Here is a 19971-nt window from a genome sequence, read left to right on the forward strand (position 1 = left end):
CAATTGAGGGGCGCGGCCGTTCTCGACAACGGCGCCGATCGGACGGCCGCCCTCTCGCAACTCGAACGAAAGTAGCTGCGACTCACCATCATTCACAGATGAGGACTTCCCAGTGACCACCAGCGCCCCGATCACCCGACCGGCCTTTCCCGCGGCCGTCGCCGCCGACAATGCCGCCGTAGCGAAGCCCGAGCAGCCCAAATCCGTGTGGGCGGTCGCCTTCGCCTCGGTCATCGCCTTCATGGGCATCGGCCTGGTGGACCCGATCCTGAAGCCGATCGGCGAGCAACTGCATGCCTCGCCCTCGCAGGTGACGCTGCTGTTCACCAGCTACATGCTGGTCACCGGCGTGGCCATGCTGATCACCAGCGTGGTCTCCAGCCGCTTCGGGGCCAAGAAGACCCTGCTCGCCGGCCTGGCCATCATCATCGTCTTCGCCGCTCTCGCGGGCAGCTCGAGCACCGTCGGGCAGATCGTCGGCTTCCGCGCCGGGTGGGGTCTGGGCAATGCGCTGTTCATCGCCACCGCCCTGGCCACCATCGTGGGCGCGGCCGCCGGCGGCGTCGCCCGCGCCATCATCCTCTACGAAGCGGCCCTGGGCATCGGCATCGCCTCCGGCCCGCTGCTGGGCGGTTTCCTCGGGCACTTCACATGGCGCGCACCGTTCTTCGGCGTCTCGGCCCTGATGGCCGTCGCCTTCATCGCCCTGGTGGTGCTGCTGCCCGAATCACCGAAGCCCGCGAAACCGACCTCCCTGGCCGCACCGTTCAAGGCCCTCGCCTACCCGGGCCTGCTGCTGGTGAGCATCACCGCGCTGCTGTACAACTACGGCTTCTTCACGCTGCTCGCCTACACCCCGTTCCCATTGGACATGGGCACGTACGCGATCGGCTTCATCTTCTTCGGCTGGGGCCTGCTGCTCGCCCTGTCCTCGGTGTTCGTCGCCCCGAAGTTGCAGCGCGCCTTCGGAACCGCGCCGATGATCGCCCTCGCGCTGGCCCTTTTCGCCGCCGATCTCGCGGTCATGGCGATCTTCACCGAGCACAAGCCGGTCCTCATCATCGGTACCGTCCTGGCGGGCCTGTTCCTGGGCGTCAACAACACCCTGATCACCGAGGCGGTCATGGAGGCCGCGCCGGTCGAGCGCCCCACCGCCTCCGCCGCCTACAGCTTCGTCCGCTTCGCCGGCGGCGCGGCCGCCCCGTACCTGGCGGGCAAGCTCGGCGAGCACCAGGCATCGCTCCCCTTCTGGGTCGGCGCGGCCTGCACCGCCGCCGCGGTCGCGGTGCTCGTCTCCGGCCGAAAGCTCTTGTCCCACATCGATGATCACGTCCCGGCCGCGCACACCCCGGCCGAGGCCCAGGCGATCACACTCGGCGACGACTGATCGCCCGCCGTTCGCGGACCGCACCCACAAGGTGCGGTCCGCGTTCGATCGCACCCCGTACGATCCCGCTCATGAACCAACCGATGCCGCCGCAGCAGCCCTATCAGCAGCAGGGGCCCGGCCAGCAGCCGTATCCCCCGCAGGGCCAGCCGCAGCCGCAGCAGCCTCCAGCCCCGCAGTTCCCGATCCTGGTGTCCACCATGAACGATGTGCCCGGCCAGGAGATCATCCAGGTGATCGGCGAGGTCGCGGGCCTGACCGTCCGCAGCCGCGGCCTGGGCGCGAATTTCGCCGCGGGGTTCCGTGCCCTCGGCGGCGGAGAAATCCATGAATACACGCAGCTCCTCTACCAATCTCGACACGAGGCGATCATGCGGATGTGCCAACATGCAATCGCCTTTGGCGCCAACGCAGTGATAGCAATGCGGTTCGACTGCAATGAGATTGCCAATACCATGAGCGAGGTTGCGGCCTACGGCACTGCCGTCATCATCAAGCCGAACCAATAGCCATCGCGTGCTGGCAGTATCCGGAGTCGTGAGGGCTACCCGCGGCTCCGGTTGACATCGTCATTGGCAACGACGTAGCGGTACTGCGACCGCGTGTCGCTCGCTTGCGGAGGGGGGTCGGATCGATCCGCCACCTAGCACGGAACGCAGGCTGCGCGAGACCGACACTCCCGCGATCGGCCCATCCATCGACATAGTGCGCACTCGGGAGAGGTTGGGAAAGGGATGCTTCCGCAGCCAGCCGTCGGCCAGCTCTGCCGATCTGCGAATCGCCGCATCCGACACGACAACACCTCGATTGGCATCAAGTAGACCGTCCCGCGCCCACCAGGCCATATAGGCATTGATTCGGTACAGGTCCTCGCGGATCACATCATCCTCGAGATCCAGACTCCGGATCACCTCTCGCAGTCCGGCTTTCGCCTTCCCCCGCCACGACGCCAGGGCGCCGTTGACTTGGTTGACGACCGATCTCCACTGACGCTGAGAAAGATACGACGGCAACGACTTCGTTTCCGGCACCGTCAGCCAACCCAGTTTCGAATCCCCCGCCTTCAGCTTGCGGACCTGCATGTATTGCACGTGCACCAGCCCTCGCTGCCACCACGGCAGCATTGCCGCCACGGCGTCGACCTTGCCCCGATTGGCGGTGGTCGGCAGTCGAAAGGCACGCATCATGCCCATGAACATAGCCACTGGCTCGAATGCCAGTTCGAAATCTATCGGTAGGAGTCTGGAATCGCCCGGTTCATCACGAGCCTCGGTGCGTCACAGGCAATTTCGTCAGTGGTGGAGCACCTCGACCTCGCGGACCGGCTTCTTGCGGCCGAATGTGGCGCGCAGGGGGTAGATCGCCATGACCGCCAGGAGGCTGACGGTGGAGGCGATGAGCTGGTTGCGTTGGTCGGGGTTGCGGGCCATGGCGACGAAGACGGCGAACAGGGCGATGATCACGGCCCAGCTGATGTAGGGGTAGCCCCACATGCGGTAGGTGAGGGCGGAGGGGTCCTCGCGGCGGAGGCGGGCGCGTAGGCGGAGCTGGGAGAACATGATCGCCACGTAGACGAAGGCCAGCACCACGCCGATGGAGTTCACCAGGAAGGTGAAGACCTTGTCCGGGGAGACGAAGGAGGCGATGACCGCGCCCCAGGCGGCGATGGTGCCGAGCAGGACGGCCCGGGCGGGGACGCCGCGCTTGTTGAGTTTCACCAGGGCGGCGGGGGCGTCGCCGTCGCGGGTGAGGACGTAGAGCATGCGGGAGGAGACGTAGATGGCCGAGTTCAGCACCGACAGCACCGCGGTCAGGATGACGACCTGCATGATGGTGCCGGCCGCGGGGATGCCGATGTGCTCGAGGGCGCTGACGAAGGGGCTCTTCAGCACCTTGGCGTCGTTCCACGGCAGGATCGTGACCACCAGGAAGATCGAGGCCACGTAGAACAGGCCCACCCGCCACAGCACGCTGTTGGTGGCCCGGGTGACCGCCTTGGCCGGTTCCTTGGTCTCGGCGGCCGCGACGGTGACAATCTCGGTGCCACCGAAGGCGAACATCACCACCACGATTGCCGAGAAGATGCCGGTGACCCCGTTGGGTGCGAAACCGCCATGGCCGGTGAGGTTCCCGAATCCGGGCTGCGACCCGGGCCAGAGCCCGAAGATCCAGGCCAGCCCGACCGCCAGGAAGCCGACGATGGCCACCACCTTGATGGAGGCGAACCAGAACTCGAACTCACCGAACGACTTCACCGACAGCAGGTTGACGGCGGTCATGATGATCAGCAGTCCGGCCGAGAGCACCCACTGGTCCAGGTCGACCCAGGTGCCGAGGATGGCCGCCCCGGCCACCGCCTCGGCACCGACCAGGATGACGTAGAGGTACCAGTACAGCCAGCCGACGGTGAATCCGGCGAACGGGCCCATGGCCAGGCGCGCGTACTCCCCCATCGATCCCGCGACCGGGCGGGCGACCACCATTTCACCGAGGGCGCGCAGCACGGCCAGCACCACCAGCCCGGCGGCCGCGTAGGACAGCACGGCGGCGGGCCCGGCGGTCTGGATGACCGATCCGCTGCCCACGAACAGGCCCGCGCCGATCGCGCCGCCGATGCCGATCATGGTCATGTGACGGCGTCGGAGCCCGGTGCGCAGCCCCTGCGGCTCGGGTGGCGTGGCGTCGGAGCCCACTGTCAGCGTGCCGTCCGGCCCCGTCACGCGCACCTCGACCGGTTCCGACATCTGACCGCCACCTTCTTGTGTTGCCCATAAATTGCCAGACCACCCTATCGGGCCTGGTCAGCCAGGGAAAATCGCCTCCGGAACCGGGCCGGACACGCACCGGCCCACTTCCCGAATCCGCTTCGCCGCCAGCCGCTTCCATGGCGGGCGTACCGTCGGAAGGTATGACCGAGACTCAGCGCGGCCGAGTACGCGTCGAACCGAGCGCCAAGCGAGTACGCGCCTACCTCGGCGGCCACCTGGCCGCGGACACCGTCACTCCGACGCTGGTGTGGGAGTCCCCGCACTACCCCACCTACTACCTGCCGGTCGCCGACCTGCGGGCCAAGCTGGAACCCAATGGCAAGACCCGCCCGTCCCCCAGCCGCGGCACCGGCACCGAGTTCGATGTGGTGACCGACGGCGTCGTGGCGGCCGGCGCGGCCGTCCGGCACCTCGATTCCCCGCTCCCGGAATTGCGTGACCTGGTGAAACTGGATTTCCATGCGATGACGGAATGGTTCGAGGAGGACGAACCGATCTACGTGCACCCGCGTGACCCCTACACCCGGGTGGACATCCTCGGCAGTTCCCGGCACGTGCGGGTGGAACTGAACGGCCAGGTGCTGGCCGATTCGCACAGCCCGCGCATCCTGTTCGAGACCGGACTGCCGGCCCGCTACTACGTGCCGCTCACCGATGTCCGGATGGACCTGCTGACACCGTCCGATACCGAGACGCACTGCCCGTACAAGGGCACCGCCGAATACTGGTCGGTCCGGCTCGGTGAGGAGGAGTTCCCGGACCTGGTCTGGATCTACCGCACCCCGCTGCCGGAGAGTCAGAAGATCGCCGGGCTCGCCTGCTTCTACAACGAGAAGGTCGACCTGTGGATCGACGGCGAACTCCAGGCCCGCCCGAAGACCCCGTTCAGCTGAGACCCTCAGTCCGCCAGGATCTCCGACACCAACCGGGGTAGCGCGACACCGATCGGGTCGCGCACGATCTCGGCGGCGTACTCGTCGTACGGGGTCGGCTCCGCGTTCACCACGACCAGGTCCGCGCCCGCGTCCACGGCCACCGCGCACATCGAGGCCGCGGGCTCGACCTGGAGCGTACTGCCCACGGCCAGAAAGATCTCCGCGGTCTCCGCGATCTGCACGGCCGCGCGGATAGCATCCGAATCCAGGTGCTGCCCGAACATGATGGTGGCCGCCTTGAGAATCCCGCCGCACCGCGGGCAGGCGGGATCCGGTTCCCCGGCCGCGACCCGCTCCAGCGTGGCCGCCATGGAATCGGTGAATTCGCAGTCGATGCAGACGACTTCGAACATGTTGCCGTGGATCTCCACGACCGTGTCCGAGCCGGCCCGTTGATGCAGCCGGTCGATGTTCTGTGTGATGATCCCGACCTGCCGCTCCGCCGCCAGCCTGGCCAGCGCGCGATGGGCGTCGTTCGGGGTGGCCGTCCAGGCCGGATTGTCGCGGCGGGCCAGCCAGGCCCGTACCCGCAATTCCGGATCGGCCACATAGTTCTGATAGGTGGAGAGCAGTTCCGCGATCGGATCCTCGGTCCAGACTCCGCGCGGCCCACGGAAATCCGGAATCCCGGAATCGGTGGAGATGCCCGCGCCCGTCAGTACCCCGATCGGTCCCTTGCGTGCACGCCAGTCCGTCACGCCTGCCAGCCTAGGCCGTCGCGCCACCCTTCCGCCTCCGGATTCACCGGCCGTTCAGCAGCGCGACCGCCTCACACCGCGATGACCGACAGCTGATCCTCCGCGCGCCGGTACTGCCCGGGGGCCAGCCCGTATTCGCGTTTGAACGCCTTGGCGAAGGCGAATTCGCTCTGGTAGCCGACCTTTCGGGCGACACCGGCCAGCGGGGTGTCGGTCTCGCGCAGCAGCCGGGCGGCGGTGAGCATGCGCCAGCGGGTGAGGTAGGACAGCGGCGGCTCCCCGACGGTGGCGAGGAACCGCCGGGCCAGGGTGGCTCGACTGACGCCGGCGACCGCGCCGAGTTCCGGCACGGTCCACGCCTTCTCGGGCGCGGCGTGGATGGCCCGCAGCGCATCCGCCACCGCGGGATCCTGGAACACCCCGGCCCAGCCGGTCGAGTCGGCCCGCTCGTCGAACCAGGCGCGCAGCAGGAACAGCAGCAGCGTGTCGAGCAGCGCGGGAATGACGGCATCTGTTCCGGGCCGGGGTTCGGCGATCTCACTGGCGAGCAGATCGACGGCGGACCGCAGCGCCGGATGCCGGCCGGGACGCGCCGGCAGGTGGATGAACTCGGGCAGGTCCTCCAGCAGCGGGTGACTGCGCTGCCTGCCGAGTTCGTAAGCGCCGCAGACCAATACGGTGCGGGCTCCGGGACCCGCGATCTCGCGCGGTTCGCCGGGGGCGGCGACCTCGCCGATCGGCGTGCCCAGCGCGTCGACCAGATCGTGGTTCTCCCCGCGCGGCATGAACAGCACGTCGCCCGCGCCCATCGCGATCGGTTCCCCGTCCGGCGGCAGCACCCAGCACGAACCCTGCAGCACCACATGGAATCCAGCGCCCGGCACCTTCGGATAGCGCCGACCCCACGGCGCGTGGCGGATGAACAGCCCGCTGGCGGGGTTCCCGGTCCGAATGGCGGCGATGGTTTCGCTCAGGATGTCCACGTCTTCACCATACCGATCATTGAATGAGCGTTTTGGACATCCAGATGAGCAATGTAACCATTCAGATACTCATAGAGCGCCGATAACTTCGAAAGCATGACGAACAGCGAAGCACCGCGGAAGCACCCGATTGTCGCCCTCTACGGCGCCACCGGCCACACCGGCGGGCACATCCTCGCCGAACTGCGCCGCCGCGGCCTCACCCCGGTCCTGGTGGGCCGCAACGCCGAACGACTGCGCGCCGCCGCCGACGCCGCCGGACTGCCCGCGGCCGAGATCCGGATCGCCGACCTGAACGATCACGCCGCCCTGGTCGCCGCGTTCACCGGCGCGGACGTGGTGATCAGCAGCCTGGTCGCCTTCGTCGATCTCGGCGGCGCGGTGCTGACCGCCGCGATCGAAGCGGGCGCGCACTACACCGACACCTCCGGCGAGCAGCGATTCCTGCGCCGGGTGCTGGACGAGTACGGGCCGCGGGCCGAACAGGCCGGGGTGACGGTGATCTCCGGCGTCACCGACAACAATCTGACCGCCGACCTGCTGGCCCATCTGACCGTGCCCCGGCTGGCGGGCCCCGTCGACGTGGTGGTCACCCATCGCAGCCGCAGCGGTGGCGACGGCTCCAGGGGCAGCGCGAAAACCGTCCTGGCCAACCTGGATTGGTTCCGCGACGGCGGCTGGCACTACGAGGCCGGCGCGCTGCGCACCGGCCCGGCCACGCGGTATCGGGAACTGACCTTCCCGGGCGAGCCGGCCCCCATCGCGGTGACCAAGTCCCCGCAGTCGGCGGTGCTCACCATTCCGCGCCACTCCGACGTGTCCTACGCGGCGGGCGCGATCGAACTCGCGTATCACGCGAACCTGAGCGGATTCACCAGCGAGGCACTCGATCTCATCCCGGAGACCCCCGATTCGGACCTGCGGTACGACGTGATCGTCGACGCCTTCGGCCGGGACGGGGTCCGGGCGCGGGCCGTGGTCAGCGGCGGCGATTCCTACCGGGATTCCGCACTGCTCACGGTGGAGGTGGCCGTCCGGCTCGCCGCGGGCGGCGTCCGCGCGGGCGCCCTGGCCCCCGCCGAGGCGTTCGACGCCGCCGACTTCCTGGATTCGCTCGCGCCGCACGGCATCACGTGGTCGGTCGAAATACAGTGAACCGATGAGCGACGACCGTCCGAAACTGGCCGTGGAATTGGATCTTCAGCCGCATCCCGAGGGTGGCTGGTATCGCGAAACCTGGCGCAGCCCGATGGAATTCACGCCGGAGGACTATCCGGGGCCGCGGGCGAGTGGCACCGCGATCTACTTCCTGCTGCTGCCGGGTGAGAAGTCCGCGCCGCACACGGTGGCCTCGGACGAGATCTGGTTCTGGCATCGGGGTGGTCCCCTGCTGCTGAACATCGGGGGTGAGGAGATCGTCCTCGGACCCGATGTCGAGCAGGGGCAGCGCCCCCAGGCGGTGGTTCCCGGCGGGATCAGCCAGGCCGCCCGTCCAGCGGGAGACGACTACGCGCTGGTGAGTTGCGTCGTCTCCCCCGGATTCGACTTCGAAGACTTCCGACTCGACTGAGCGCATTTCCACTCGTCGGTTCTCGTGCCCGCCATGCGTGCGCGCGGCGGGCACCACCGCGGGTGGAACCCAGCGGGTCGACAGACGTCAGTCGTCGACCCCGAGAATCCCTTCCGCGACCGCGTGGTCGATGGTCTTCTCGAGGTTCGGGCACGAGTCCGGCTTCCCGGTGGTGGGACCGGACTCGGCCAGCTTGCGGAAGACGGGGCAGGTGGCGGCCGGATCGGTCGTCCACTGCACCGTCTTCTGGTTGTGGCTGTGCTTGCGCACCTGCACCTGGGTGCCGCAGGTCTGACACGCGATCGGCGTCAGCCCGGACTCCATGTAGTGCTCTTTGTCGACGACCGTCTGGGCGCGCACCTGCGCTCGCTGTTCCGGCCGGTCCGCGAAATCGGGTGCCTTCGCCCAGGTGGTCATCAGGCGTTCGCCTCCTGCGCGGCGGCCGCTTCGGCCTCCGCCTTCTTGCGCAGGTTCTCCTCGACCTCGAGACCCCACTGCTCATTGGCCTTGGAGGTGTCGATCTCGAATTCGAAGCGCTGCGTCATTTTCGGGTCGATGTCGGCGACGTCGACGTAGAACTGCTCGTACCAGCGGCGCAGCTGGTACACCGGGCCGTCTTCCTCGGTCAGCAGCGGGTTGTCGATCTTGGACTTGTGCTTCCAGATCTCGACGTCCTGCAGGAATCCCTCGGACACGCCCTCGGTCATCTTGGCGGCGAACTTCTCCGCCTGCTCCTCGGGCAGCCCCTTCGGCTTCTCCAGCGACACACCCCATTGCAGCACGAACGAGTCCTGCGAGACCGGGTAGTGGCAGTTGATGAGGACCGTCTTGACCTCGAAGCCGCTGTAGATGTTGAGCAGCGGGTTGATCATGTAGGACGGGCCGAAGTACGACGCCTCGGACTTGAGCAGCACATCGATGCCGTTCTCCGCGGCCTTGCCGACGTCCGGACGGCCCTTGGTCTCGAGGTACTGGGTGGCGACGTGGCCTTCGAGGACGTTCTTGAAGTACGTCGGGAAGGCGTAGTGGATATAGAAGAAGTGCGCCATATCCACGACGTTGTCGATGATCTCGCGGCAGTTGGAGCCCTCGATCAGCAGCGAGTGCCAGGTCCAGTCGGTCCAGCCGTCGTTGCGGGTTTCCGACGGGGTGCCGTCGGCGTTGGTGTACGGACCCTCGACGTAGGGGATGGTCACCTCGTCGGTGGGCGGGTTGCCCTCGTGGTCGTGCCAGACATACAGCTGGCCGTTGCGCTCGAGCGTGGTCCACGCGCGGGTGCGGGCCAGCGGGGGCACGCGCCGGGCATACGGGATGCCGGTGCACTTGCCGTTGCCGCCCCAGCGCCAGTCGTGGAACGGGCACGCGATGGAGTCGCCCTTGACCTCACCCATGGAGAGGTCGCCGCCGAGATGACGGCAGTAGGAGTCCAGGACCTTCAGTTCACCCTGGCTGTTCATGAAAACGACCAGCTTGGTGCCGAAAATATTGACCGAGTGCGGCTTGCCGTCCCGGAAGTCCTTGGCCAGGCCTACACAGTGCCAGCCCCGGGCGAAACGGGTGGGCGCGGAGCCCACGTCGATCTCGCGGACCTTCCCGCGGGGCCCTTGGGGGGTTGTCGCCATTTCCTGATCCTCCTATGGATGTACTAGAACACGTTACAAAATCGGCTGGCCGTTTGCCAGCGATAGGACCAACTACCTGGATGGGGGCTCTCTGAGCTGGGCGTGAACCGCGTTCTCGACAGGAATAGGAACGTGTTCTACTCTCAGGGGCAAACGAAGACCGCTTCCGGTACCAGCACCAGGCAGGAGCAACTGGCGAGATGACGCAAGAAGTAGTTGAGCGGGTCGAGGCGCTGCTGCCCACCCTGCGTGAGCGCGCCCAGGAGACCGAGGATCTGCGCCGCCTTCCGGACCAGACCGTCAAGGATCTGCAGGCGACCGGCTTCTTCAAGCTCGTGCAGCCCAAGCAGTGGGGCGGCTACGCCTGTGACCCGGTGATCTTCTATGACCAGGTCCGCAAGCTGGCCAGCGCCTGCGGTTCCACCGGCTGGTGTGCCGGCATCCTCGGCATCCACAACTGGCACCTGGCGCTGTTCGACCAGAAGGCCCAGGAAGAGGTCTGGGGCAACGACACCGAGGTCCGGATCTCCTCCTCCTACGCCCCGATGGGCGCGGGTGTGGTGACCGAGGACGGCTCGGGCTACATCGTCAACGGTTCGTGGGCCTGGTCCTCGGGTTCCGATCACGCCGACTGGGTCTTCGTCGGCGGTCCGGTCATCAAGAACGGCAAGCCGGTCGACTTCGGCTCGTTCCTGATCCCCCGCAGCGAGTACGTCGTCAACGATGTGTGGCACGTCGTGGGCCTGCGCGGCACCGGCTCCAACACCGTCGTGGTCAAGGACGTTTTCGTTCCCAAGCACCGTTTCCTCAGCATGCGGACCATGGGCGAACTGAAATCGCCTGGCCTGGAGCAGAATACCGATCCGCTGTACAAGATGCCGTGGGGCAGCATCCATCCCGCGACCATCACCGCGCCGATCATCGGCATGGGCTACGGCGCCTACGAGGCCCACGTCGAGCACCAGGGCAAGCGCGTGCGCGCCGCCTTCGCCGGCGAGAACGCCAAGGACGACCCGTTCGCCAAGGTCCGGATCGCCGAGGCCGCCAGTGACATCGACGCCGCCTGGCGTCAGCTCTCGGGCAATATCGCCGACGAGTACGCGTGCATCGTCGCGGGCAAGGACGTCCCGTTCGAGATGCGTGCCGCCGCCCGCCGCGACCAGGTGCGCGCCACCGGCCGCGTGATCGCCTCCGTCGACCGCCTCTTCGAGGCCGCCGGCGCCACCGCGCTGGTGGAAGGCACTCCGCTGCAGCGCTTCTGGCGTGACGCCCACGCCGGCCGCGTGCACGCCTCGCAGGATCCCGAGCGCGCCTACGTCATGTACGGCACCCACGCGTTCGGCCTGCCGGTCACCGACGGAATGGTGTAATCCGTGACCGCCGTAGAGGAAATCACCTACGAGTCCACCTCGCGCTTCGCGCAGGTGCGGCCGGACCTGAAGCTGCACTACCACGAGGCGGGCGTCGGCAACGGCCCCACCATCGTGCTGCTGCACGGCGGCGGTCCGGGCGCGAGCTCCTGGTCGAACTTCGCCAAGAACATTCCGGTGCTGGCCAAGGACTTCCACGTCCTGGCCGTCGACCAGCCCGGCTTCGGGCAGTCCGACAAGCCGACCGAGCACCCGCAGTACTTCGTGCACTCGTCCTCGGCGCTCAAGGACCTGCTCGACACCCTCGGCATCACCGATCGCGTTCACCTGCTGGGCAATTCGCTCGGCGGCGGCGCGGCCACCCGCTTCGCGCTGGACTACCCGGACCGCGCCGGCAAGCTGGTGCTGATGGGCCCGGGCGGCCTGTCCACCAACCTGTTCGCGCCGGACCCCACCGAGGGCGTGAAGCTGCTGTCCAAGTTCAACTTCGAACCCACGAAGGAGAACCTGGAGGCGTTCCTGCGGATCATGGTCTTCGACCAGTCGCTGATCACGCCGGAACTCGTCGAGGAGCGTTTCGCCTCGGCCTCGCAGCCGGAATCCCTGGCCGCCACCCGCGCCATGGGCAAGTCCTTCGCGGGCGCCGACTTCGCCAAGGGCATGATCTGGCGGGACGCGTTCAAGCTGCGTCAGCCGGTGCTGATGATCTGGGGCCGCGAGGACCGCGTGAACCCGATCGACGGCGCGCTCGTGGCCCTGAAGATGGTGCCGCGTGTGCAGCTGCACGTGTTCGGCGGTTGCGGGCACTGGGCTCAGCTCGAGAAGTTCGACGAGTTCAACCGCCTGGCAACCGACTTCCTGCTCGGCGTCAAGGAGAAGTGACCATGAGTATCAAGGCACTCGGGTACATGCGCATCGAGGCCACCGACATGGCGGCCTGGCGCGAGTACGGCCTCAAGGTGCTCGGCATGATGGAGGGCAGCGGGCTCAACCCCGACGCGCTCTACCTGCGCATGGACGACTTCGCCGCGCGTCTGGTCATCGTGCCCGGCGAGCAGGACCGCCTGCTGGTCTCCGGCTGGGAGGTCACTGACGCCAAGGGCCTGCAGGAGCTGCGCGAGAGCCTGGCCAAGGCCGGGGTCGCCTACACCGAGGGCACCAAGGAAGAACTCGGTGAGCGTCGCGTCGAGGGCATGATCCGGTTCCAGGATCCGGCCGGGAACACCCTGGAGGCGTTCTACGGTGCGCAGTACCTGGGCCGCCGTTTCGTGAGCCCGTACGGCCACAAGTTCGTGACCGCGGAGCAGGGTCTGGGCCACGTGGTCCTCACCTGCACCGATGATGCTGCCGCGCAGGCGTTCTACCAGGACGTGCTGGGCTTCCGCCTGCGTGACTCCATGCGTCTGCCCCCGCAGATGGTGGGCCGTCCCGCCGACGGCGACCCGGCCTGGCTGCGCTTCTACGGCTGCAACCCGCGCCACCACGCGCTGGCGTTCCTGCCGCTGCCCAACCCGACCGGGATCGTGCACCTCATGGTCGAGGTGGAGAACTCCGACGACGTCGGCCTCTGCCTGGATCGCGCGAACCGTAAGAAGGTCAAGATGTCGGCCACCCTGGGTCGCCACATCAACGACAAGATGCTCTCCTTCTACATGAAGACGCCGGGCGGATTCGACATCGAATTCGGCTGTGAGGGACTCGAAGTCGACGACCACTCGTGGATCGCGCGGGAATCCACCGCGGTCAGCCTGTGGGGCCACGACTTCACCGTCGGATTCAAGTAGCGAGCACGGACTACGAGGGGCGGCAGAACATGACCGAGGCCGAATTGACCAAGGAAGCGACCACCGACGGGCACCCCGTCATCGATGGGCGTCAGTTCCGGAATGTGCTGGGGCAGTTCTGCACCGGCATCACCGTCATCACCACCTTCGACGACGAGGGCGGCGAGCGGGCGCCGATCGGCTTCGCGTGCCAGTCGTTCGCCGCGCTGTCCCTCGATCCGCCGCTGGTGCTGTTCTGCCCCACCAAGGAGTCCCGCTCCTGGAAGGCGATCGAACGCAACGGCAACTTCGCCGTGAACATGCTGGCCGAGGAGCAACAGCCGGTGTGCGCCCGCTTCGGTTCCCGCGAACCCGACAAGTTCGCCGGAATCGACTGGCACACCTCGGAACTGGACCTCCCGGTTTTGGACGGCGCGTTGGCCACGATCCAGTGCACTGTGGACAACGTGCTCGACGGCGGCGATCACTACATCGTGATCGGCCGGGTACAGGCCCTGTCGGAGTCCACCGACTCCGGCAGGCCGCTGCTCTTCTACCGCGGCCAGTACACGGCCATCGAACCGGAGAAGACCACCCCCGCCCCTTGGCGCGCCGACCTCGAACACTTCCTCACCACCACCACGCTCGACACCTGGCTGTGAGGCGGGTTCCTCCAGAACCCTGGCGATAGAGAAAGGCCCCTGTGGATTTCATCCACAGGGGCCTTTCGCATTGGGGAGGGTTGGGGAAAAACTGGCCTCGACGGCGAGGGTTCCCCGTGGACTGGAAGACCTCCGGATCGACAGCTCCATCAACCACCGCATTCCGCAACCGCGCAAGCATGACCGATCGACGTCGCCGTTGAACGACGCTGGGCCGCAACCGGAGTCGGTTGCGGCCCAGTGGAGACCGGGGTCAGGAGTGGGTGAGGACCACGTCGGCGAGGACGGGGGCGTCGTCGCGTTCGACGACGGTCACCGCGATGACGAGTTCGCCGTCCTGCTGCCAGATACGCGAGCGCAGGGTCTCGCCGGGGTACATGACGCCGGCGAAGCGGGCACGGAAACCCTTGACGCGGGAGACATCCGAGGCCAGGGCGGTGTCCGTGGCGGTCTTGAGGACCAGGCCGTAGGTGCACAGGCCGTGCAGGATGGGGTTCGGGAAGCCGGCGTTGCGGGCGAACTCGGGGTCCGAGTGCAGCGGGTTGCGGTCACCGCACATGCGGTAGAGCAGGGCCTGCTGCGGCAGGGTGGGGGTGAGCACCTCGAAATCCGGTGCGCGGTCGGGGAGTTCGGTCTTGGCGGACGGGCCGCGGTCGCCGCCGAAGCCGCCCTCGCCCTTCGCGAAGATGGAGGAGCGGGAGGTCCACAGGGGTTCGCCGTCGGAGCCGACCGCGGTGTCCTCACGCCAGATGACGGCGTTGGAGCCCTTGTCCCAGATCTCGCTGATCTTGCCCGCGATGGTGCCCTTGCCCGACGCCGGGATCGGGCGGTGCACGATGATCTCCTGGCTGCCGTGCACGACCTTCGCCAGGTCGATGTCGATGCCGTCGAACTTGACCTTCGGCGCCTCGGTCTCGTGGAACGAGGGCGCGACGGTGCCGAAGGACGGCAGCACGGCCGGCTCGCGGTCGTCGAGGTAGCGCAGCTCGGCCGGGTCGGTCCAGCGGTTGCCCGCGCCCAGCGCCAGGTTGTAGGTCTGCACGTCGCTGGCCGACCAGCTGAAGTCGCGCGCCGGGATCTGCGCGCCGAGCGCGACGCTCAAGTCGATGGGCATGAAAGTTCTCCTCGTGATCGCGACCCCACTCGGGTCCGAGTTGACGTCGTAGTGCCGAACCCGCGAGCCCCGTTCGTTGGGTCCGATGGTTCAACGCGGCCGCCGAGTCCGCAAGCTTGTGCCCGCTGACCGGGTAGCGCGTCGCCGCGCTCGGCTCCTGATGCTCGGGATATACGCCGGACCCGCCATCGGAAAGAGCGTTCGCGATGGCGGATCCGGGTTCTTCAGTTGTCGTCACACATCCCGCCGGGATAGAGCGGTACGACGGGATGTGTGGGTGGGTTGGGCGCGGACTCGACGTGACCCGACTCGCGCCCAACCCGATCCTGAACCGGGTTGGGACGGTTCAGGACGCCTTGTCGGCCTTCACCGGCGCGCCGTTCTTCGCCTTGGCGGCGATATCGAGGGCGGCCAGGTACCCGAAGGTGATCGCGGGTCCGATGGTCGCGCCGGGACCGGCGTAGGTGTGGCCCATGACCGGCGACGAGGTGTTGCCGGCGGCGTAGAGGCCGTCGATCACGGTGCCGTCCTCGCGCAGCACGCGGGCGTCGTTGTCGGTGACCAGACCACCCTTGGTGCCCAGGTCGCCGGGGACCATCTTGACCGCGTAGAACGGGCCGACCTCGAGCTTGTTGAGGCACGGGTTCGGCTTGATGGTCTCGTCGCCGTAGTAGCGGTCGTAGGCGGAGTCGCCGCGCTTGTAGTCGAGGTCCTTGCCGGTCTCGGCGAAGCCGTTGAAGCGCTCGATGGTGGCGGCCAGGTTGTCGGCGGGGACGCCGATCTTCTCCGCGAGAGCTTCTACCGAAGAGGCCTTGACAATGAGGTCGTTTTCCATCCAGCGGGACGGAATCGGCTGGCCAGGCTGCAATCCGGCGAAGATGTAGCGAGACCGGTAGCGCTGATCGAACACGAGCCAGCACGGCACGTTCTCGCCCGGACCCTCACCCTGCCCGTATTCGCCGCCGTACATGGTGTGCACTGCCTCGACGTAAGGAGCGGACTCATTACCGAATCGCTGACCTTGCGTGTTGATCATGATGGATCCGGGCAGGTTCCGCTCGGCGAGGCAGAACCAGGGCTTGCCCTCGCCGCGGAAGGTGGTCGGACCCCACCACGAGTCGTCCATGAAGTCGATCGCGCCGCCCGCTTCGATGCCCGCGCGGATGCCGTCGCCGGTGTTGGCCTCGGCGCCGGTGGTCCACTCGGTGGTGATGGGCTCACGCTGGTACTTGTGCCGCATGTCGGCGTTGCGCTCGAAGCCGCCGCTGCCCAGGATCACGCCGTACTTGGCGTTGAACCGCACGGTCTCGCCGTTCTGGGTGGCCTCGACGCCGGTGACCACGCCGTTCTCGATGACCAGACCGGTCAGCGGGGTGTTCAGCAGGACCGGCACGTTCGCGTCCAGCAGGCCCTTGCGCAGACCCGCGATGATCGCCTGACCCATGCCGACCAGCGCCTTGCCGGTGGCCTTGCCCCACGCCCAGCGGGTGCCGACGCGCAGCACGCGCAGGATGCCGCTCGGGTGGCGGCGGATCAGGTTGAGCTTCTTGTAGTCGGCCTGCATGACGACCACGTTCAGCGGCGCCTTGCTGTAGGGCGGCTCCAGATTGAAGCGCTCTGCGCCCAGTACCTTCAGGTTGAAGGGCTTGGGCTCGCAGGAGCGGCCGTCCGCCTTGCCGCCCGGTGCCTCCGGGTAGTAGTCGGAGTAGCCCGGCACCCAGGTCATCTTCAGCGCGGAGTGGTCCAGGACGTAGTCGAACGCCTCGGCGCCGCGATCGATGTAGGTATCGATCTTCTCCTTGGGCACCACGTCGCCGATGATGCTGTAGAGGTAGGTCCGCGCCTCGTCCAGGTCGTCGCCCTTGCCGGCGGCCTTGAGCACCTTGTTTCCGGGAATCCAGACGCCACCGCCCGAACGCGCGGTAGAACCGCCGTAATGAGCGGCCTTTTCGATGAGCACCGTGCGCAGACCGTGGTGCGCAGCGGTGAGGGCGGCGGACATACCGGCGGCACCGCTGCCGACCACCACCACGTCGTAATCCCGATCAGTCATGTAGAACACGTTATAGAATCAATCCTGGTTTGGTCTATGTTGGTCTGGCAGATGGGACTGCTGAAGCGATGTTCTTCACAAAAACTCGTTTCAATTTCTAGTCTCGTTACCGTAGGGCCACCGGCCGGTACCCCCGATGGAAGGAACACAGCGTGCTGACCGACGCGCTTCGCAAGGAACTGGCTGACGAGCTCGCGGCGGCCGAACGGGATCGCACCCCGATCGACCCGCTGGTCGCGCGGCACCCCGAGATCGACGTGGTCGACGCGTACGAGATCCAGCTGATCAACATGCGGCAGCGGTTCGCCGGTGGCGCGAAGGTGGTGGGCCACAAGGTCGGCCTGTCCTCGCTGGCCATGCAGCAGATGATGGGCGTCGACGAGCCCGACTACGGGCACCTGCTCGCGGAAATGGAAGTCTACGAAGACGTTCCGGTCGACACCTCCAAGTACCTGTACCCCCGCGTCGAGGTCGAGGTCGGGTTCATCCTCGGCGCCGATCTGCCCGGCGAGGACTGCACCGAGGAGGACGTCCGCAAGGCCACCGTCGCCTACGCGCCCTCCATCGAGCTGATCGACACCCGCATCAAGGAGTGGAAGATCGGCCTCTGCGACACCATCGCCGACAACGCCTCCTCGGCCGGCTACGTGCTCGGCAAGGCCCGCGTCGCGCCGGAACTGCTGGACATCAAGGCCATCGACGCCGTGCTGACCCGCAATGGCGAGGTCATCGCCGAGGGCCGTTCCGACGCCGTGCTCGGCGACCCCACCATCGCCGTGGCGTGGCTGGCTCGCAAGGTCGCCTCGTTCGGCGTGCGGTTGAAGGCGGGCGACATCGTGCTGCCCGGCTCCTGCACCCGTGCCATCGACGCCCGACCGGGCGACGAGTTCATCGCCGAGTTCGCCGGACTCGGTTCCGTCCACCTGGGTTTCGCGTAAGCGCCGCCCCGACTGACACAGACCTCACCTGAGTAGGAGAAAGCCGTGACTGCAAGCAAAGTCACCGCCGCGATCGTCGGGTCCGGCAACATCAGCACCGACCTGCTGTACAAGCTGCTGCGTTCGGACAAGATCGAGCCGCGCTGGATGATCGGCATCGACCCCGATTCCGAGGGCCTCAAGCGCGCCCGCGGCCTGGGCCTGGAGACCTCCGCCGAGGGCGCGGACTGGCTGCTCGCGCTGCCGGAGAAGCCGGACCTGCTGTTCGAGGCGACCTCCGCGTACGTGCACCGCGCCTACGCGCCGAAGTACGCCGAGGCCGGCATCCGTGCCATCGACCTCACCCCGGCCGCCGTCGGCCCCGCCGTGATCCCGCCGGTCAACCTCGACACCCTGCGTGACGAGATGAACGTCAACATGATCACCTGCGGTGGCCAGGCCACGATTCCGATGGTGCACGCGGTGTCCCGCGTCGTGCCGGTCGACTACGCCGAGATCGTGGCGTCGGTGTCCTCGGTGTCCGCCGGCCCGGGTACCCGCGCCAACATCGACGAGTTCACCAAGACCACCTCCGCGGGTGTCATGAACATCGGTGGCGCCAAGCGCGGCAAGGCCATCATCATCCTGAACCCGGCCGAGCCGCCGATGATCATGCGCGACACCATCTTCTGCTCGATCCCCGAGGATGCCGACCGCGACGCGATCACCGAGTCGGTGCACCGCATGGAGAAGGCCATCCAGGAGTACGTGCCCGGTTACCGCCTGCTCAACGAGCCGCAGTTCGACGAGCCGTCGCTGGTTTCCGGTGGCATGGCGAAGGTGTCGATCTTCGTCGAGGTCGAGGGCGCGGGCGACTTCCTGCCGCCGTACTCGGGCAACCTCGACATCATGACCGCGGCCGCCACCCAGGTGGGCAATGTGCTGGCCGACCAGATCATCTCGGCTCGGGTGTAAGGAGTACCGACAGTGAGCAATTCGAACATTCTCAAGCCGTTCTCCGCGGACCTCGACGTCCGGGTGACCGACACGTCGCTGCGCGACGGCTCGCACCACAAGCGCCACCAGTTCGTGGTGGAAGAGGTCCGTGACATCGTCGCCGCCCTCGACAACTCCGGCGTGCCGGTCATCGAGGTCACCCACGGTGACGGCCTCGGCGGTTCCTCGTTCAACTACGGTTTCTCGAAGACCCCTGAGCAGGAACTGATCAAGGTCGCGGCCGAGACCGCCAAGCAGGCCAAGATCGCCTTCCTCATGCTGCCGGGCGTCGGCGTCAAGGAAGACATCAAGATCTCGCAGGACAATGGCGCGAGCATCTGCCGCATCGCCACCCACTGCACCGAGGCCGACGTCTCGATCCAGCACTTCAACATGGCGCGCGACCTCGGCCTCGAGACCGTCGGCTTCCTGATGATGGCGCACTCCACCACCCCGGAGAACCTCGCCAAGCAGGCCCGCATCATGGCCGACGCCGGCTGCCAGTGCATCTACGTCGTCGACTCCGCCGGCGCGCTGGTGCTGGAACAGGTCTCCGACCGTGTCTCCGCCCTGGTCGCCGAGCTCGGCAACGACGCGCAGGTCGGCTTCCACGGCCACGAGAACCTGGGCCTCGCGGTCGCGAACTCGGTGTACGCCGTGCGCGCGGGCGCCACCCAGATCGACGGCAGCGCACGTCGTTTCGGCGCGGGCGCGGGCAACCTGCCCGTTGAGGCCTTCATCGGCGTCTGCGACAAGCTCGGCATCAAGACCGGCGTCGACTTCTTCGCCATCACCGACGCCGCCGAGGACGTCGTCCGCCCGGCCATGCCGAGCGAATGCCTCCTCGACCGCCAGGCCCTGATGATGGGCTACGCGGGCGTCTACTCGTCGTTCCTGCGTCACGCCGAGCGCCAGGCCGAACGCTACGGCGTCTCCGCCGCCGAGATGCTCGTCCGCGCCGGCCAGCGCAAGCTCGTCGGTGGCCAGGAAGACCAGCTCATCGACATCGCCCTGGAACTCCAGCGCGAAAAGGAGAAGTCGGCCGCCAACGCCTGACCCAACCGCTCGACGCTGGGCCGCAACCGAATCCGGTTGCGGCCCAGCGTCGTTTTGGACAGTGGAACGTGTTGACG

Annotated in this window: 20 protein-coding genes; 12 read left to right on the forward strand and 8 right to left on the reverse strand. The window is 67.3% G+C overall.

Annotated elements, in window-relative coordinates; all coding sequences use genetic code 11:
- Positions 1–130 precede the first annotated feature (130 nt).
- Together ACFYTS_RS01335 and ACFYTS_RS01340 are read left to right on the forward strand one after the other, a co-directional pair.
- Positions 131–1387 (forward strand): MFS transporter, encoded by a 1257-nt coding sequence (locus ACFYTS_RS01335; RefSeq protein WP_387301064.1) that lies wholly within the window; start codon positions 131–133, stop codon positions 1385–1387.
- A 71-nt stretch (positions 1388–1458) separates the two neighbouring features.
- Positions 1459–1896 carry a YbjQ family protein gene (locus ACFYTS_RS01340; protein ID WP_387300530.1) on the forward strand — a complete coding sequence of 146 codons (438 nt, stop codon included), beginning with the start codon at positions 1459–1461 and terminating at the stop codon, positions 1894–1896.
- A gap of 60 nt (positions 1897–1956) precedes the next feature.
- Here the strand turns inward: ACFYTS_RS01340 and ACFYTS_RS01345 are convergent, their stop codons facing one another.
- Positions 1957–2586, reverse strand: a complete 630-nt coding sequence (locus tag ACFYTS_RS01345; protein WP_387300532.1) for a hypothetical protein — start codon at positions 2584–2586, stop codon at positions 1957–1959.
- Between the two features lie 93 nt (positions 2587–2679).
- Positions 2680–4131 carry an amino acid permease gene (locus tag ACFYTS_RS01350; RefSeq protein WP_387300534.1) on the reverse strand — a complete coding sequence of 484 codons (1452 nt, stop codon included), beginning with the start codon at positions 4129–4131 and terminating at the stop codon, positions 2680–2682.
- 164 nt (positions 4132–4295) lie between these two features.
- Between ACFYTS_RS01350 and ACFYTS_RS01355 the strand changes: the two genes are divergently transcribed.
- Positions 4296–5048 (forward strand): DUF427 domain-containing protein, encoded by a 753-nt coding sequence (locus ACFYTS_RS01355; protein WP_387300536.1) that lies wholly within the window; start codon positions 4296–4298, stop codon positions 5046–5048.
- A gap of 5 nt (positions 5049–5053) precedes the next feature.
- On the opposite strand, the gene ACFYTS_RS01360 is transcribed toward ACFYTS_RS01355, so the two are convergent.
- Both ACFYTS_RS01360 and ACFYTS_RS01365 read right to left on the reverse strand, forming a co-directional pair.
- On the reverse strand, positions 5054–5788 hold the full coding sequence (locus ACFYTS_RS01360; RefSeq protein WP_357282799.1) for a Sir2 family NAD-dependent protein deacetylase: 735 nt from the start codon (positions 5786–5788) through the stop codon (positions 5054–5056).
- A gap of 71 nt (positions 5789–5859) precedes the next feature.
- On the reverse strand, positions 5860–6771 hold the full coding sequence (locus ACFYTS_RS01365; protein ID WP_387300538.1) for an AraC family transcriptional regulator: 912 nt from the start codon (positions 6769–6771) through the stop codon (positions 5860–5862).
- Positions 6772–6867: 96 nt separating this feature from the next.
- Between ACFYTS_RS01365 and ACFYTS_RS01370 the strand changes: the two genes are divergently transcribed.
- Together ACFYTS_RS01370 and ACFYTS_RS01375 are read left to right on the forward strand one after the other, a co-directional pair.
- A complete protein-coding gene (locus ACFYTS_RS01370; RefSeq protein WP_387300540.1) occupies positions 6868–7926 on the forward strand; it encodes a saccharopine dehydrogenase NADP-binding domain-containing protein in 1059 nt (352 codons plus the stop codon).
- Between the two features lie 4 nt (positions 7927–7930).
- Positions 7931–8341, forward strand: coding sequence for a cupin domain-containing protein (locus ACFYTS_RS01375; RefSeq protein ID WP_357282804.1), 411 nt, complete (start codon positions 7931–7933; stop codon positions 8339–8341).
- Between the two features lie 87 nt (positions 8342–8428).
- Here ACFYTS_RS01375 and ACFYTS_RS01380 read toward each other — a convergent pair whose 3' ends face one another.
- Positions 8429–8758: a hypothetical protein gene (locus tag ACFYTS_RS01380; protein ID WP_357282806.1), complete on the reverse strand. Its 330-nt coding sequence runs from the start codon at positions 8756–8758 to the stop codon at positions 8429–8431.
- Positions 8758–9963, reverse strand: coding sequence for a Rieske 2Fe-2S domain-containing protein (locus ACFYTS_RS01385; RefSeq protein ID WP_357282807.1), 1206 nt, complete (start codon positions 9961–9963; stop codon positions 8758–8760). Before ACFYTS_RS01385 ends, ACFYTS_RS01380 begins: the two co-directional genes overlap by 1 nt.
- A 200-nt stretch (positions 9964–10163) precedes the next feature.
- Between ACFYTS_RS01385 and hsaA the strand changes: the two genes are divergently transcribed.
- From hsaA to hsaB, 4 genes are read left to right on the forward strand one after another with little or no spacing between them, the layout of a single operon-like run.
- Positions 10164–11333: a 3-hydroxy-9,10-secoandrosta-1,3,5(10)-triene-9,17-dione monooxygenase oxygenase subunit gene (hsaA, locus tag ACFYTS_RS01390; RefSeq protein WP_357282809.1), complete on the forward strand. Its 1170-nt coding sequence runs from the start codon at positions 10164–10166 to the stop codon at positions 11331–11333.
- A gap of 3 nt (positions 11334–11336) precedes the next feature.
- Complete coding sequence (hsaD, locus tag ACFYTS_RS01395) at positions 11337–12215, forward strand: 4,5:9,10-diseco-3-hydroxy-5,9,17-trioxoandrosta-1(10),2-diene-4-oate hydrolase (protein ID WP_357089847.1); 879 nt, start codon at positions 11337–11339, stop codon at positions 12213–12215.
- Between the two features lie 2 nt (positions 12216–12217).
- Complete coding sequence (hsaC, locus tag ACFYTS_RS01400) at positions 12218–13117, forward strand: iron-dependent extradiol dioxygenase HsaC (protein ID WP_387300544.1); 900 nt, start codon at positions 12218–12220, stop codon at positions 13115–13117.
- 29 nt (positions 13118–13146) lie between these two features.
- Positions 13147–13758: a 3-hydroxy-9,10-secoandrosta-1,3,5(10)-triene-9,17-dione monooxygenase reductase subunit gene (hsaB, locus tag ACFYTS_RS01405; protein ID WP_357275848.1), complete on the forward strand. Its 612-nt coding sequence runs from the start codon at positions 13147–13149 to the stop codon at positions 13756–13758.
- 253 nt (positions 13759–14011) lie between these two features.
- Here hsaB and ACFYTS_RS01410 read toward each other — a convergent pair whose 3' ends face one another.
- Both ACFYTS_RS01410 and kstD read right to left on the reverse strand, forming a co-directional pair.
- Complete coding sequence (locus ACFYTS_RS01410) at positions 14012–14872, reverse strand: MaoC/PaaZ C-terminal domain-containing protein (protein ID WP_357275845.1); 861 nt, start codon at positions 14870–14872, stop codon at positions 14012–14014.
- A 346-nt stretch (positions 14873–15218) separates the two neighbouring features.
- Entirely contained in the window at positions 15219–16934 is a 1716-nt protein-coding gene (kstD, locus tag ACFYTS_RS01415; protein WP_357275843.1) for a 3-oxosteroid 1-dehydrogenase, read from the reverse strand.
- A 143-nt stretch (positions 16935–17077) separates the two neighbouring features.
- Between kstD and ACFYTS_RS01420 the strand changes: the two genes are divergently transcribed.
- The 3 genes from ACFYTS_RS01420 to dmpG are packed head-to-tail and all read left to right on the forward strand — an operon-like array spanning position 17078 to position 19894.
- Entirely contained in the window at positions 17078–17863 is a 786-nt protein-coding gene (locus ACFYTS_RS01420; protein ID WP_387300547.1) for a 2-keto-4-pentenoate hydratase, read from the forward strand.
- A gap of 45 nt (positions 17864–17908) precedes the next feature.
- Complete coding sequence (locus ACFYTS_RS01425; RefSeq protein WP_213558314.1) at positions 17909–18817, forward strand: acetaldehyde dehydrogenase (acetylating); 909 nt, start codon at positions 17909–17911, stop codon at positions 18815–18817.
- Between the two features lie 12 nt (positions 18818–18829).
- A complete protein-coding gene (gene dmpG, locus ACFYTS_RS01430; RefSeq protein ID WP_246598189.1) occupies positions 18830–19894 on the forward strand; it encodes a 4-hydroxy-2-oxovalerate aldolase in 1065 nt (354 codons plus the stop codon).
- Positions 19895–19971 lie beyond the last annotated feature (77 nt).

The organism is Nocardia sp. NPDC004151 (assembly GCF_042874235.1).
Taxonomy (GTDB): Bacteria; Actinomycetota; Actinomycetes; order Mycobacteriales; family Mycobacteriaceae; genus Nocardia.

Coding starts and splice junctions, on each gene's coding strand:
- ACFYTS_RS01340 (WP_387300530.1), top strand. CDS start 1,459: ATGAACCAACCGATGCCGCCGCAGCAGCCCTATCAGCAGCAGGGGCCC.
- ACFYTS_RS01345 (WP_387300532.1), bottom strand. CDS start 2,586: ATGTTCATGGGCATGATGCGTGCCTTTCGACTGCCGACCACCGCCAAT.
- ACFYTS_RS01350 (WP_387300534.1), bottom strand. CDS start 4,131: ATGTCGGAACCGGTCGAGGTGCGCGTGACGGGGCCGGACGGCACGCTG.
- ACFYTS_RS01355 (WP_387300536.1), top strand. CDS start 4,296: ATGACCGAGACTCAGCGCGGCCGAGTACGCGTCGAACCGAGCGCCAAG.
- ACFYTS_RS01370 (WP_387300540.1), top strand. CDS start 6,868: ATGACGAACAGCGAAGCACCGCGGAAGCACCCGATTGTCGCCCTCTAC.
- ACFYTS_RS01375 (WP_357282804.1), top strand. CDS start 7,931: ATGAGCGACGACCGTCCGAAACTGGCCGTGGAATTGGATCTTCAGCCG.
- ACFYTS_RS01380 (WP_357282806.1), bottom strand. CDS start 8,758: ATGACCACCTGGGCGAAGGCACCCGATTTCGCGGACCGGCCGGAACAG.
- ACFYTS_RS01385 (WP_357282807.1), bottom strand. CDS start 9,963: ATGGCGACAACCCCCCAAGGGCCCCGCGGGAAGGTCCGCGAGATCGAC.
- hsaA (WP_357282809.1), top strand. CDS start 10,164: ATGACGCAAGAAGTAGTTGAGCGGGTCGAGGCGCTGCTGCCCACCCTG.
- hsaC (WP_387300544.1), top strand. CDS start 12,218: ATGAGTATCAAGGCACTCGGGTACATGCGCATCGAGGCCACCGACATG.
- hsaB (WP_357275848.1), top strand. CDS start 13,147: ATGACCGAGGCCGAATTGACCAAGGAAGCGACCACCGACGGGCACCCC.
- ACFYTS_RS01410 (WP_357275845.1), bottom strand. CDS start 14,872: ATGCCCATCGACTTGAGCGTCGCGCTCGGCGCGCAGATCCCGGCGCGC.